This is a genomic window from Micromonospora sp. CPCC 206060 (assembly GCF_036906895.1).
In the GTDB taxonomy this organism is placed as follows: domain Bacteria; phylum Actinomycetota; class Actinomycetes; order Mycobacteriales; family Micromonosporaceae; genus Micromonospora.
The window spans coordinates 22,602-36,119 of record NZ_JBAKHU010000007.1 but is presented as its reverse complement, the minus strand read 5'-3'; the positions used below and the strand labels follow the sequence as shown (position 1 = coordinate 36,119).

General features: G+C 73.8%; 12 protein-coding genes. 6 read left to right on the top strand and 6 right to left on the bottom strand.

The features are described 5' to 3' along the window. Positions 1-181 precede the first annotated feature (181 nt). The 6 genes from V6U90_RS08405 to V6U90_RS08380 all read left to right on the top strand — a co-directional run bounded on the left by V6U90_RS08405 (position 182) and on the right by V6U90_RS08380 (position 7,728). Positions 182-2,128 (top strand): dynamin family protein, encoded by a 1,947-nt coding sequence (locus V6U90_RS08405; protein WP_334432950.1) that lies wholly within the window; start codon positions 182-184, stop codon positions 2,126-2,128. Continuing rightward, complete coding sequence (locus V6U90_RS08400) at positions 2,125-2,868, top strand: hypothetical protein (RefSeq protein ID WP_334432948.1); 744 nt, start codon at positions 2,125-2,127, stop codon at positions 2,866-2,868. Before V6U90_RS08405 ends, V6U90_RS08400 begins: the two co-directional genes overlap by 4 nt. Then, complete coding sequence (locus tag V6U90_RS08395) at positions 2,861-3,424, top strand: hypothetical protein (protein ID WP_334432946.1); 564 nt, start codon at positions 2,861-2,863, stop codon at positions 3,422-3,424. Before V6U90_RS08400 ends, V6U90_RS08395 begins: the two co-directional genes overlap by 8 nt. Further along, entirely contained in the window at positions 3,421-4,971 is a 1,551-nt protein-coding gene (locus V6U90_RS08390; protein WP_334432943.1) for a dynamin family protein, read from the top strand. Before V6U90_RS08395 ends, V6U90_RS08390 begins: the two co-directional genes overlap by 4 nt. Beyond that, complete coding sequence (locus V6U90_RS08385; protein WP_334432941.1) at positions 4,968-7,286, top strand: Hsp70 family protein; 2,319 nt, start codon at positions 4,968-4,970, stop codon at positions 7,284-7,286. The genes V6U90_RS08390 and V6U90_RS08385 overlap by 4 nt, the downstream gene beginning before the upstream one ends. An 88-nt stretch (positions 7,287-7,374) precedes the next feature. Further along, on the top strand, positions 7,375-7,728 hold the full coding sequence (locus V6U90_RS08380; RefSeq protein ID WP_334432939.1) for a hypothetical protein: 354 nt from the start codon (positions 7,375-7,377) through the stop codon (positions 7,726-7,728). Positions 7,729-7,852: 124 nt separating this feature from the next. Here V6U90_RS08380 and V6U90_RS08375 read toward each other — a convergent pair whose 3' ends face one another. From V6U90_RS08375 to V6U90_RS08350, 6 genes are read right to left on the bottom strand one after another with little or no spacing between them, the layout of a single operon-like run. Continuing rightward, positions 7,853-8,986: an acyl-CoA dehydrogenase family protein gene (locus V6U90_RS08375; RefSeq protein ID WP_334432937.1), complete on the bottom strand. Its 1,134-nt coding sequence runs from the start codon at positions 8,984-8,986 to the stop codon at positions 7,853-7,855. A 7-nt stretch (positions 8,987-8,993) separates the two neighbouring features. Next, entirely contained in the window at positions 8,994-9,962 is a 969-nt protein-coding gene (locus V6U90_RS08370) for an amidohydrolase family protein (RefSeq protein ID WP_334432934.1), read from the bottom strand. A gap of 18 nt (positions 9,963-9,980) precedes the next feature. Beyond that, the gene (locus V6U90_RS08365; RefSeq protein ID WP_334432932.1) at positions 9,981-11,021 is read right to left on the bottom strand and encodes an aldo/keto reductase; all 1,041 of its coding nucleotides are present in this window, start codon (positions 11,019-11,021) and stop codon (positions 9,981-9,983) included. An 11-nt stretch (positions 11,022-11,032) separates the two neighbouring features. Next, on the bottom strand, positions 11,033-12,268 hold the full coding sequence (locus V6U90_RS08360) for an acyl-CoA dehydrogenase family protein (RefSeq protein ID WP_334432929.1): 1,236 nt from the start codon (positions 12,266-12,268) through the stop codon (positions 11,033-11,035). A 30-nt stretch (positions 12,269-12,298) separates the two neighbouring features. Then, positions 12,299-13,360, bottom strand: coding sequence for an LLM class flavin-dependent oxidoreductase (locus V6U90_RS08355; protein WP_334432926.1), 1,062 nt, complete (start codon positions 13,358-13,360; stop codon positions 12,299-12,301). Next, positions 13,353-13,499, bottom strand: coding sequence for a hypothetical protein (locus V6U90_RS08350; protein WP_334432924.1), 147 nt, complete (start codon positions 13,497-13,499; stop codon positions 13,353-13,355). The genes V6U90_RS08355 and V6U90_RS08350 overlap by 8 nt, the downstream gene beginning before the upstream one ends. Between the last annotated feature and the right edge of the window lie 19 nt (positions 13,500-13,518).

Below are 13,518 nucleotides of genomic sequence, written 5' to 3'. Positions count from 1 at the left end.
GGGCCGACCCGCCGTCGGTACATCAGGTGCCCCTCGGGACCGGACCGCCAGCGCGGTGATCCGCATTCCGGTGGCGGGGACCCGACTCTCCTATTCAGACATTCGCTCGACCGGACCTACGATGGCGGCACGGCCGCTGGCTCCGGACGACGGGATCACCTTGGCACAGTCGACTGTCCGCATGACCGAGTACGTCCGGATCCGGACCGACATCCTGGACCTGCTGTCCGAACTGGCCGGGATCGCCCGCGCGTCGAACAGCCCCACCACCGCGACCGGCCTGGCCGCAGCCCGGGACCGGCTGCACGACGAGCGGTTGCGGGTGGTGTTCTGCGGCGAGTTCAAGAGCGGCAAGTCCAGCCTGGTCAACGCGCTGCTCGACGAGGTCGACGAACCCCACCTGGTGCCCGAGGCGGAGGAGATCGCCACCAGCACGACGATCGTCGTGTCGTACGCCGATCCGGAGGAGATCGTGGTGGCGGTACGCGACCCCGACGGCACCGCGGAGGCCATCGGCATCGGTCGGGACCAGATCCGCGACTTCGCCACCGAGCGGGGCAACCCGAACAACACCCGTGACGTGCTGCTGATCGAGGCGGGCACACCCATCGCCCTGCTGGAGTCCGGGCTGTCCCTGGTGGACACCCCCGGTCAGGGCGGCCCCCACCACTGGCACGACGCGGCGACCCGGGCGAGCCTGCCCGGTGCGGATGCGATCGTCTACGTCCTGGACGGCGAGCAGACCGTACTCGCCGGGCATCTGGACGCCATCCGGCCGGCGGCCGAGGCGGTCCGCTCGGCCTCCACCCCGGGGGCGCTGCTGTTCGCGCTCACCAAGGCCGATGTCGCCGACGTCGAGGAGGTGCTGCCGAACGCCCGCGCGAAGATCGTCGACGCGTTCCGCTGGCTGCCCGGGCAGGTGACGATCGTGCCCGTCTCGGCCCACCTGCACCGGGAGTTCCTGCGCAGCGGGGACCAGCTCGACCTGGCGACCGGGAACATCCCGGGCCTGCTGGGGGCGATCTGGTCGGCACTGGCGCACCGTGGGATCCCCCGGGTGCTGGGACCGGCCCTCGACGAGTTGGAGACCGGGGTGCGGGCGCTGATCGATCCGCTGGCGGAACAGGCGGCCGGGCTCGCCGACGGGAGCCGGGAACGGCTGGACCGGGCCCGTACCGAGGCGGTCGCCCGTCGACGGGAGCTGGACGACCTGCGGGACAAGGGCGCGACGTGGCGCAGGAAGCTCCGGCAGCGGCTAGCCGACGTGCAGAAGGAACTCCAGGCGTACGCGACGGAGCGGCTCGACGAGGTCTGGCACCGCTGCGACACCGAGTACCTGTACCAGGCGAAGTACCTCGACCGTCCCGAGATGCTGGTGGACCGGTTGAACGCGGACGCCGCCCAGGTGGTCGGGGAGGTGAACGTGAAGGCGGCCGTCGCCACCGCCGCCGTGCTGGAGGAGATCCGGATCGAGAGCGGGCTGAGCCTGACCACGCCCGCGATGACACCCGTCGCGCCGCCGAGCCGGCCGACCGACCCGGTGACCGGCCTGCTCGGGCAGGACCTACGGTCCAGCCCGTTCAAGCGCAAGGTCCGCGACGCGCTTTTCGGCATGGGTGTGGGCTCCAGCACCGGTCTGGTGGTGGGCAGCGTCGTCCCCGTTCTGGGTACCGCCGCCGGCATGGTCATCGGCAGCCTCGCCGGCGCCGTCGTCGGCTGGCGCAGTGGGGCCCGCGACGTCCGCAACGAGGACCTGCGGTACCGGCGGGAGAGCCTGACCAAGGAGCTGGCGCCGGTCCGCAAGGCGCAGAAGAAGCAGGTCGTCGACGGGACGAAGGACATCGTCGACGACCTCCGGGGCAAGGCGGAGGCGGAACTGGACCGCCGGATCGCCCAGCAGCGGGAGAGCACCGAACAGCGGATCAGCGGGGCGGAGTCGGCGCAGCGGCTCGAACGGGAGGCGGCCCGGGCCCGCCGGGCCGAGTTGCGGGCGTTCCTGGCGCCGCTGGAACGGCTCCGGGCCCGCATCGACGAGGTGACCCGCGCCGCCGGGGCGCTCCTGCCGGGCGCCCCGGGGCCGCAGGACGCCGCCGCCGACAACGACGACCTGTCCTGGGCGGAGGCATGAGCATGTACGACGACCCGACCTGGTACGCCGCCGACACCCTCGACCCGTCCGGCACCGACTCCACCGGCACCGGTGATCCCGACGATCCGGGCGGCACCGGTCCTGACAACGGGGATCCCGACGTCGACGCCGTCGACCAGGGCCCGGCCGACCCCGACCGGCCCGACCACCCGGCCGGGGCGGACGTGGTCGGCGACCCGGACACCTCGGCCGGGTACTGGCACCAGCAGGAGGACACCACCACCTGCGCGGTGGCCGCCCAGGAGTTCGTCCTCGACGAGACCACCGGCACCGACCGGACCGAGGCCGACCTCGTCCAGCTCGCCACCGAGCAGGGCTGGTACATCCCCGGTGGCGGTACCCCGATGAACGAGGTGGGGAACCTGCTGGAACACCACGGCGTCGCCGTCGACCGGCAGGACGGCGCCAACCTCGACGACCTGCGGTTCGCGCTGGCGGACAGGGACGGCGTGATCGTCGCCGTGGACTCCGACGAGATCTGGACCCCCGACCCCGCTGATCCGCTGGAGGGCTACCCCGGTGTACCCGGTCAGGGCGCCGACCACGCGGTGCAGGTCACCGGCCTGGACTACCGGAACCCCGACCACCCGATGGTCATCCTCAACGATCCCGGCCTGCCCGAGGGCGCCGGTATGCGGGTACCGATGGACGTGTTCTGGAACGCCTGGGAGGACTCCGGCCGGTTCATGGTCCGTTCGGCGGGCGGCCGACGTGACTGAGCAGTCGAGCACCCGCACCGGGCGGCTGATGCACGACGTGCGCCGTACCCCGACGTTCCGCCAACTCCTGCCGATGGAGTCGATGCTGGCCTGGCCGATCCCGCTGCGTCGAGGCGCCGCCGACGGTCCGGCCGGGGTGTACCTGCGACTGCCGGTCTTCGGTGGCGCTCGGGTGGCCGGTGGCGGCGTCGACATCCACCCGCCGTTCGCCACCCTCACGGTCTGCTGGGGCACCGGGCGGATCGTCGAGTACACCGACCTGCGGTTCACCCGGCCGTGGCCGGTACCGGCCGGGGCGCCCCCGGTCGGCCGGTTCCCCGGCGAGGCGCTGCGGGTCAGCATCGGCGAGTACCTGCGGCTGCGGGAACGTCTGCTACGACGCTACGACGAACTGCTGGACAACATGTCCCGGGGCAGGTCACTGCCGACGGCGACGGCACAGGAGTTCGGGTCGCTGCTGGCCCGGCTGATCGAGCCCGGGCTGGAGCCGTACCTGCGGATCCTGGGTCCGAAGTTCTTCGATCGGTTCCTCGGCCCGGCACCGGGCGGCCGGTGAGCGGGGAACCACCCCGCCGACGCGGGGCGGCGGCGCTCGCTGCGGCGGCCCACGCGGTGCACGAGCGGCCAGCGCTGCGCCGGTGGTACGACGCGCTGGAGGTGGGTCAGCGGCAGCTGGCCGAACCCCTGCGGGTGGCGGTGGTCGGCCGGGTCAGCGCCGGCAAGTCGACCCTGGTCAACGCGCTGCTCGGTGCCGACGTGGCGCCGACCGCGGTCAACGAGCTGACCGCGAACACCACCTGGTTCGTGCCCGGTGCGCAGCCCACCGTCATGGTGCACTTCCGCGACGGCCGGCCACCAGCGGTCCACTCCCCCGACCGGCTGGCCGACCTGGCCGGCGCCGCCCGCGACGACGAGGGCCAGCAGGGCCTGCTGGCGGCCGTCGACCGCATCGTCGTCACCCATCCCAGCCCGGCACTGCGCGCGTTCCACCTGGTCGACACGCCCGGCCTGGACTCGGTCGTCGCCCGGGACTCGCAGACCACCCTGCGGTTGCTGGACCGCAGCCGAAACGACCACGCGCACGCCGTGGTCATGGTGATCAGACACACCGGGCTGGCGGAAGGGCTGCGTACCCTGGTCACCGATCCGACGGACAACGCGGACGGGACCGGGCCGGTCACCACGGTCGGCGCGATGACCTGGGTGGAGAGCTTCTGGCCCCGGCACCCCGATCCGCTGGCCCGTGCCGCCGCGCACGCCGGGGAGCTGATGACCGGCCCGACCGCCGGGCGGACCCTGTTCACGCTGCGCCCGGTCGCGAGCCTGCTCGCCTGCGGCGCGGCCACCCTCACCGACGGGCAGTACGACGACCTGACCGCGCTCGCCCCGTTCGCCGGGGCGGACCCGCTGGAGCTGTCGCCACTGCGCCGGTTCCTGCGCAACCGGGCGGCGTTCGCGGGCAGCGACACCCTCCCGGTACCGGTACCGCCGCAGCGGCGGGCCACGTTGTGGCGCCGGCTCAGCCCGTACGGCATCGACCTGGCCTGCCGCGTGCTGCGCGAGCGCCACGCCGGCGACCTCCCGCAGCTACGCGACCTGCTCCTGGCACACAGCGGGATCGTCGGGTTCACCCGCCTGCTGACCGACCACTTCGGCCGCCGCGCCGACCTGGTGAAACTACGCGGCCTGCTGGACCAGATGTACCACCTGCGCGACGAACTGGCCGACACCCTCCACGAGGGGCGGGACCGCAGCGCGCTGCGGGACGCCACCCGGGCGCTGCTCCGTTACGACCTGGACGAACCGGGCTTCGACGAGCTGGGTGTGCTGCGCGACCTGCACGCCGGCCGGCTGGTACTCGGCGACGCCGATGCGACCGACGTGCGGCGGGTGACCGGCGAGTTCGGTACCGACCCGGCCGACCGGCTCGGTCTGCCCGCCGGTGCCGACCCTGCCCTGCTGGCGGCGACCGCCCTGTCCCGGTTCGGGCACTGGGCCGCACGGGCCGCCGCAACCGGGCGCACCGATGCCGAGCGACGCGCCGCGCAGGTGGTGCGGCGCGGGTACGAGCAACTGCTGGGCCAGCTCGTGGTGCAGCGGTGAACGACGCGACGCTCGCGGTCGACCTCGGCCCGGTCTCGACCGTCGCCGCGCTGGCCGTGAACGACGGGTGGGCCCGGCTGGTGCCCGAGCGCGACGGTGCCGGGTACCTCTGGCCCTCGACGGTGGCCTTCGACGGTGTCAACCTCACCGTCGGGTCGGCCGCGTCGCAGCGCCGGCACTCCGCTCCGGCGACCTACCGGGACGCCCTCACCGACGAGCTGGGCCGCAACGACCCGGTCTGGCTCGGCAACCACCCGTTCGACGCAACCGACCTGGTCGCCGCGCAGCTCGGCGCGGTGCGGGCGCGGGCCGTCGCGGTGCACGGTCGCGGCGTCGACCGGCTGGTGCTCACCGTCGCGGCGACGTACGTCGACGGCGACCCGCGCCGGGACCGGCTGGTCGCCGCCGGTGAGCGGGCCGGCTTCGCCGACGTGGAGCTGCTGGCCGCGCCGATCGCCGCGACCCTGGCCCCGGCGCTGGATCCCCGGCCCGACGCCGGCAGCGGATCGACGGTGCTGGTGTACGACCTGCGCCGCACCACGTTCCACGCCGCTCTGGTGCGGCATGACGACGGTGGGGGCCCGGTCGTCGTCGGCCGTCCCGTCTCCGTGCGGGTGTCGGCGGGCGGGCTCCAGGACCGGTTCACGGAGTCGCTCGCCCGGGCCCGGCTGGGTACCCCGTTCACCCGGATCGCCGACGCCGGGGATCTGGTGGCCCTCGCGGGTACCCAGGCGCCGGGCAGCCGAGACGACTACCTGCGGTGGGTGGCGGCAGCAGCCCGTTGCGCCCCGGGTCGCGACGTCGTCGCCGGTCTCGTCGCCGGTACGGTCAGCCGGTGCCGGGACCTGGTGGCCGCCGCCGGGCTCGCCGTCGACGACATCGCCGGGATCGTCCTGGCCGGTGGCAGCACCCGGATTCCGGCCGTCGCCGCCGAGGTGGCCCGGCAGTTCGGTCGGCCGGTACACCGCACGGTCGCACCGGAACTGGCGGTGGCCGTGGGCGCGGCGGCCTGGGCCGGTGGGGAGCACCGGTCCCGGTTGCCGGTGGCGGCCGAGGTCACCGGGGACGAGGTGCGGTTGGGCTGGGACCTGCCCGACGGGTACGCCGTCGTGGCCCGCTGGCTGGTCGGGCCCGGCACGCCGTACCGGCCCGGCGAGACGCTGCTGCGGGTGCGCGGCGCCGACGGCGCGCTGTGGGATCTGCGCGCGCCCCGGGCGGTCAGTGGGATCCTGGCGGCGCAGCACACCACGCCCGGTACCCCGATCCACGCCGACGACCGGCCCGCGACGGTCCGGGCCGTGCCGGTCCCGGCCGGGCCGGTGTACGCCACGGCACGTCACGACTACGCACCGGTGGGCGTCACGGTGTCGACCCGGCCGGCACCACCACCCCGGGTGGTGGCCCGCTACCCGCACGGTGACGGCGTGGTACAGGTGGCCTTCGACCCGACCGGCCGGTACCTCGCCACCGCCTGCCTCGACCACCACGCCCGCATCCACGACCTGACCAGCGGCGCTCTGATCCGGCAGGTCCGGCACGACGGGCGGGTACGGGCGGTCGCATTCAGCCCCGACGGGACACTGGTCGCCACCGGCTCGGCCGACGCCACCGTCCGCGTCCACGACACCGCCGACGGTCGGCTCCTCGCCTCCGTCCGGCATCCGCAACCGGTCCACCGGGTCGCCTTCTCCCCCGACGGGCAGCAGCTCGCCACCGCCGCCACCGACGACGTGGTCCGCGTCCTGTCCGTCGTCGACGGCGCCGAGCAGGCCCGGCTACCGCACTCCGCTCCCCTGTGGGACCTGGCGTTCCGCCCCCACGGCTGGCAGCTCGCCACCGGCTGCCTCGACGGGACCGTCCGGATCTGGGATCTCGCCTCGGGCAGCCACCGGTCGTTCGACGATCCGCAGCCGGTGCGCGGGGTGACGTACCACCCGGACGGGACGGGCCTGGCGGTCACCTCGTGGACCGACACCCCGTCGTTCGCCCTGCGGCTCTACGACGCCGACTCGGGACGGCTGCGGCGGGAGGTGTACCGGCGGGACCACGTCGGCGGTGTGGGGGCGGCGACGTTCAGCCCGGACGGGCGTCGGTTGGCCGCCGTCAGCGGTCGCCTCGGCGGGGTGCACCTGTTCGACGTCGGTCCGGGGCCCGACCCGGAGCCGGACCGGGTGCTGTGGCAGGGCCGGTACGCCTGGTGCGCGGCGTTCAGCCCGGACGGCCGGCACATTGCGGTCGCAGTGGGGGAACGCCGCACCGACCAGGGCGTCGTGCTGTGGCAACTCGGCGCCGCAAACCCACGTTCCCGCACGTGACCTGGCCAACGTCTGCCCGGGGAAGCGTTTTACCCGGACGGCCCGTGGTGAAGAGTAGGGGAAGTACCCACTAGCAGGAGGGCTGCTGATGTCCGAGAGCAGGAACGACCACCACCGCCGGCTGGCCGACCGTCCCGACGGGGTGACCGACCCGCTGCTGTGGGGACTCGCCCTCGATGTGGCCGACGCCCACGCCCCCGACGACGCAGGCGGCTGCCAGAACTTACTCTGCGCCGGCCAGTCCTGGCCGTGCACCGCGTGGAACAGCGCCCAGCGGGCCCTCCAGGTGGCCCAGGCCCCGCAGGGCCACCCCGGTCGGCGCGACGACCAGCCGGTGACCGACAGTGACTGGCGCGGCGGCCCGACCACCCGCCGGCTGCGTCCGGCCGCCCCGTCGCAGCAGTCCCGCCGGGAACAGGACCCGACCGCCTCAGCCGCGTGAGCGGGTACCGCCCGTCACGGCCAGGTCCTGGTACGGGCCGGGCCGGTGGCGGGCCGGCACACCGCGCGGGCCGGGGACGGCACCACCGACGGGGTGACACCTCCCCGGCCCGCTGCCGACCCGGTCAGGCCAGGCCGGCGAGGTGCTCGAAGTGCTCGGCGCGCATCGCCTCCGACAGCCCGCGTACCTGGAGGAAGAGCGCAGCCCGTGCCCACACCTGCACCGGATCTCCGGTGAGCAGGCCGGCACCACCGCGCGCCACGACCGCCGCGTTGGTCGCCCGCACGGCCAGGTGGACACTGCGGGCCCGCCAGTACAGCGGGCTGCGACCCGGTGCCGAGTCGTCCGCCGCGCTGTCCGGTCCGTCGGCCAGCGTGCGGATCAACGCGATCTCGTCGGCCAGCGCGTGCAGCCCCGGACTGTCCGGGTAACGGCCCAGCGCGAACCCGACCGCGGCCCGGGCCAGACCGACCGCACCCGGGTAGCTCCGAGCCCCCGTCGTGCCGTCGGCGGCCGACCACTCGGCGACGTCGACCACCTCCACCACCCGGGTGTCCGGCACGACCAGCCCGGCGAACTCCAGCGCCACGGTCCGCGCGCCGTTGATGGCGGCCATCGCCAGCGGCCGGGACCGGACGGCCGTCCCCGGGTCGCCGTCGCCCCCACCGACCACCGACCGGGGTACGTCCACGACGGCGAAGACGATCCGGTGCCGCTCCTCGTCGATCGCGCCGACCAGGACCAGGTCGACCAGCCCGGCCCCGGAGAACCACGGCGCGGTGCCGGCGAACCGCCAACCGCCCGGCACCCGGGTCGCGGTGACGGTACGCCGACGCGGCCAGGTCCGGACGTGGCCGAACGCGGCACCGCCGTACCGCTCGCCCCGGGCCAGCGCCGGCAACAACGCCAGCAGTTCCGGTTTGCCGGACCGCAGGATCGAACCCACCGGGGTGGCGTGCTGCGAGACGATCAGGTGGGTGGCCGGGCAGGCCCCGGCGAGCAGGTCGAATGCCTCGGTCGCCACCTCCTCCGGGACCGGCTGTCCGCCGTGTTCGGCGGGCACCGCCAGCCCGAACAGGCCGACGTCGGCCAGGGCGGCCAGGTGCCCGGCGGGTACCGCCGAGGCGTCGACGGCCGGGGCGGCCGGGGCGATGGTCGTCCCGACCACCCCGGCGAGCCGGTCCAGTACCGAGTGCACCGGCACCGGCCCGAACCGGGTCCGGGCCCGGTCGATGACGGCCGGCTGGTCGCTGCTCATCCGCTGGTCACCCGGCGGCGGCCGGCACGGCGGCCGGACGCCGTTGCAGCAGCTTCGCCGCGTTGCCACCCCGGATCAGCGCCTGGTCGGCTGAAGAGAGCCCGGCGCCGTCGAGGGCATTGGCCACCCGCTGCGGGTCCGCGTCGACCTGGTGCGGGAAGTCGCTGCCGAGCAGCACCCGGTCCGCCCCGAGCACCGAGACCAGGAACGCGACGTTCTGCGGGTCGAAACCCATGGTGTCGAAGGAGACCTCCCAGCGTCCGTCGGCGGCGGCCAGTCCGCCCCGGGCCCGCCACACGCCGGCGATCCCCAGCGCCCCGATGCCCAGCGTGGTGAAGACGATCCGCAGGCCCGGGATGCTGTCCAGCAGGCCCCGGTGGATCAGCGAGAGCAGCGCCACCCCGTTGGCCAGCCCCCGGCCGTACGACGAGCCGAGCTGGCCAGCCTGTGCGATCAACGCCGGGGTCAGGCTGGTGCCGGTGGGGTGGACGAACACCGGCACACCGAGCCGTGCCGCCTCGGCGAGGGTCGGCACGGTCTCCGGGGCACCGAGGAAGGTGTCCGCCCGGGCCGAGTCGACCACGATGCCGGACAGGCCGAGCTCCTCGACGGCGCGCCGGGTCTCGGCTGCCGCCCGCTCCCCGTCGAAGGCGTCGATGGTGGCCAGCCCGAGCAGCCTGCCAGGATGGTCGCGGACCCCGCCGGCCAGGTGGTCGTTGAGTTCGGCGATCTCCGCCGGCCGGGTCGGGGCGGTGTCGTAGTCGGTGAACCGGGAGGCGGCCGGGAGGCTGAGCACCCGGGTGTCGACGCCGACCGAGTCGGCCACCTCGACGATCCGGGAGAAGCTGTGCAGGATCTCGTCGTGCCGGAGCTGGTCCCGGCGGCGTTCCTCGGACACCCAGGACGGTGGCGGGACGAAGGCCTGGTCCGGATGCCGGTAGTGGGCGTGGATGTCGATCACGGGCTGGTGGGACATGGGGTGCTCCTGGAGGTGTCAGTTCGGCCGGCTACGGCGGCGGACGGTGGGGTCGGTCAACGACGGTGGCTGGTAGCCGGCGTCGGCGGGGTTGAGGGTCACGCCCGGCGGGACGATGGCGTCGATCCGGTCGAGGAGGTCGTCGTCGAGTTCGACCTTCACCGCGCCGAGATAGCTGGTCAGGTGCTCCAGCGTGCGCGGCCCGATGATCACCGAGCTGACCGCCGGGTGGTGCAGTACGAAGGCCAGCGACAGGTGGATCAGCGACAGGCCGGCCTCGTCGGCCAGTCCGGTCAGCGCGTCGGCCGCTGCCCGTTTGAGCTGGTTGGCTGCCAGCTCCGGATCGTGCCGGGCCGGCTGCCGGCCGGTCCGCCGGGACGGGCCGGGGTCGGCCTGGTCGCGCCGGTAACGCCCGGAGAGCCAACCACCGGCCAGCGGACTCCACGGCAGTACCCCGAGGCCGTAGCGCTGCGCCAACGGCAGCACCGCCCGTTCCGCGCCCCGGGCCAGGATCGAGTACGGCGGCTGCTCGGTCACCGGCCGTTCCCGGTTGCGCCGCTGCGCGGTCCACTGCGCCTCGACGATCTCGTGCGGTTCGAAGGTGGACGTCCCGACGTACCGGATCTTGCCCTGGTGCACCAGGTCGGACAGGGCGCCGAGAGTGTCGTCCAGGTCGGTGTCCGGCTCCGGCCGGTGCACCTGGTACAGGTCGATGTGGTCGGTGCCGAGCCGGCGCAGGCTGTCCTCCACCGCCCGGTGGATCCAACGCCGCGAGTTGCCCCGGTGGTTGATCCCGTCGCCGATGGCGCCGTGGAACTTGGTGGCCAGCACCACGTCGTCGCGGCGGCCACCGGCCAGCGCTCTACCAACGATGGTCTCGGACTCGCCCTGCGAGTACACGTCGGCGGTGTCGATGACGTTGATCCCGGCGTCCAGGGCGGCGTGGATGATCCGCACGCTGTCGTCGTGGTCCGGGTTGCCGTTGGCCCCGAAGTTCATCGCACCGAGGGTCAGCGGACTGACCCGGACCCCGGTGCGCCCGAGTGGGCGGTAACTCATTCCGTCTCCTCCTAGAACAGACCGGTGGTCGGCGGTTCGGCCCCGGTGAGCAGGTGCGCGCCGACCACGCCGGCCTTGTAGTAGCGGGGGTTGTGGTTGGCCACCGTGCGCGCGTTGCGCCAGTGCCGGTCGAAGTTGTGTTCCCGGGCCGTGGCCGACCCGCCGCCCACGTCGAACAGCAGTTCCGCGCTCTTCAGCGCCGACTCGACGGCGAGGAACTGGGCCCGGGCGACGTCCAGTGACGCGGCGGTGAGCGGCCCGGCCGGTTCCTCGGCGGCCAGCGCACGGTCGATGGAGTCCGCCGCGTGGAGTACGGCCGCCTCGGCGGCGAACGCCCGTGCGGACATCTCCCCCACCGCGTGCTGGATGTACGGGTCGTCCACCGACCGGGTCGCCGAACTGTGTTTGATCGGCCGGGACCGTTCCCGGGCGAACCACACCGCGTCGGCCACCGCGTTGCGCGCGATGCCTGCCTCGACCGCCGCGAGGAACAACTGCTGGAAGGCGGTGACGTGGCTGCGCGGCTCGTCCGGCCCGGTGACCGGACGGGCCCGGGTCTCCTCCTCGGTCTCCACCCGGACCCCGTCGAAGGTGGTGGTGCCGCTCGCGGTGAGCCGCTGCCCCATGCCGTCCCAGTCGTCGAGCAGCGTGATCCCGGCCCGGTCGGTCGGGATCACGGCCGTGACCCGCTCGCCCACCTCGTCCACCGCCGAGACGCTGACCCAGTCGGAGAAGAGCGTGCCGGTGCAGTAGTACTTGCTGCCGTCGATCCGGTAGCCGTCGCCGTCGCGGCGGATCCGGGTCCGGATCACCCCGTTCGGCGCGCCGATCTCCCCGTTGGCCAGGCCGAACAGGTCACCGGCGAGCACCCGCGGGAACCAGCGGTGCCGCTCCTGTTCGTCCGGCGAACGCAGCAGGCCCTCCACGAACCCGAAGTGCGGGCGCACCGACTGGGCGACGTTGGAGTCTGCGGCGGCCAGGTCGAGAACGAATCCCATCACCTGGCGGATCGACGCGCCCGGGCCGCCGTAGGCGGTTGGCACCCGGAAGGTACCGAGCCGCGCCGCCGCCAGGTCCCGCACCAACCGGTACGGCAGCTCGCGCTCCCGTTCCCGCTGCGCCGCACCGGGCGCCACCGTCCGCAGGTACGTCTCGGCACGGGCGGTCAACCCGGCCACGTCGACGCGGTCGTCCGACGCCCCGACGACGTCGCTCTCCCCGCTGATGACACCGGTCACCACTGTCATTTGTCCCATCTCCTTGTGATCCCGGTTCGACTAACGGAACAGCGGGATGACGCCCTCGCCGAAGCGGTACGCCTCCTCCAGCAACGGGGCGCCGGACACGATGAAGTGCCGCACCCCGACCGAGCGGTACTCCTCGATCCGCTCGGCGACCTCCTCGTGACTGCCGACCAGGGCGGTGCTGCCGCCCCCACCACCGACCAGCCCCAGACCGGACCAGATCGTCGGGTACGGTCGCAGCCGGTCCGGGTCGAGCACCCCCGGGTTGAGCGACTGCACCCGGCGCTGCCCGATCGACGCCCGCCGGGCGAGTTCCCGTTGCCGGCGTTCCACCTGCTCCGGGGTCAGCCGCGCCAGGATCCGCCCGGTCTCCGCCCAGGCGTCCTCCGACCGGTCCCGGGAGATCACCTGGATCCGGATGCCGAACTCGACGGTGCGCCCGTGCCGGGCGGCCAGCTCACCGATCCGCTCGACATGCTCGCCGGCCATCGGCGGGGTCTCCCCGTACATCAGCTGCACGTCGGCGTGCCGGGCACCGACCTCGGCCGCCTCCTCCGACAGCCCACCGAAGAAGATGGTCGGCGGTCGGGTCACCGGTGCCGGCCGGCCACCCCCGGCGACCCGGTACCAGTCACCGGCGAAGTCGTACCGCTCGCCGCGCAGCTCGGCGCGGAGCACGCGGAGGAACTCGTCGGTACGCCGGTACCGGTCCTGCTTGGAGACCTCGTCGCCGTACGCCTGCTGCTCGGGGCCTTCGCTGCCGGTGACGATGTTGACGTCCAGCCGGCCGGCGAAGAGCTGCTGGAAGGTGTCGATCATCTGCGCGGTGAGGGTGGGCAGGGTGTAGCCGGCCCGGAACGCCACGATGAACCGGATCGACTCGGTGGCCTCGGCGGCCAGCGCGGCCGTCAACCAGGTGTCCCGGCTGGCGTGCGACGTGGCCAGCAGCAGCGAGGCGAAACCGTTGCGTTCGGCGGCCCGGGTCACGTCGCGCAGGTAGTCCGGGTCGGCCGGGCGGGCACCCGGGTCACCGCCGTAGTACCGCTGGTCGGCGTACATCGGCAGGAACCAGTGGAAGACCGGCTGCTCACCCATGCCGGACCACCCCCGCCAGCACTTCCGGGGCCGGCAGGCCGAACAGCCGGCGCGCGTTGCCCCCGGCGACGTCCCACCACGGTGGACGGTAGTGGGTGTGGAGGTCGACGAGGTCGATGTCGTCGGAGGTGCTGGTCATGATCTCTCGCAGGGCTCGG

Excerpts from the sequence above, each read along its gene's own strand:
- V6U90_RS08405 (WP_334432950.1), top strand. The coding sequence starts at position 182 with ATGACCGAGTACGTCCGGATCCGGACCGACATCCTGGACCTGCTGTCC.
- V6U90_RS08400 (WP_334432948.1), top strand. The coding sequence starts at position 2,125 with ATGAGCATGTACGACGACCCGACCTGGTACGCCGCCGACACCCTCGAC.
- V6U90_RS08380 (WP_334432939.1), top strand. The coding sequence starts at position 7,375 with ATGTCCGAGAGCAGGAACGACCACCACCGCCGGCTGGCCGACCGTCCC.
- V6U90_RS08375 (WP_334432937.1), bottom strand. The coding sequence starts at position 8,986 with ATGAGCAGCGACCAGCCGGCCGTCATCGACCGGGCCCGGACCCGGTTC.
- V6U90_RS08370 (WP_334432934.1), bottom strand. The coding sequence starts at position 9,962 with ATGTCCCACCAGCCCGTGATCGACATCCACGCCCACTACCGGCATCCG.
- V6U90_RS08365 (WP_334432932.1), bottom strand. The coding sequence starts at position 11,021 with ATGAGTTACCGCCCACTCGGGCGCACCGGGGTCCGGGTCAGTCCGCTG.
- V6U90_RS08360 (WP_334432929.1), bottom strand. The coding sequence starts at position 12,268 with ATGACAGTGGTGACCGGTGTCATCAGCGGGGAGAGCGACGTCGTCGGG.
- V6U90_RS08355 (WP_334432926.1), bottom strand. The coding sequence starts at position 13,360 with ATGGGTGAGCAGCCGGTCTTCCACTGGTTCCTGCCGATGTACGCCGAC.
- V6U90_RS08350 (WP_334432924.1), bottom strand. The coding sequence starts at position 13,499 with ATGACCAGCACCTCCGACGACATCGACCTCGTCGACCTCCACACCCAC.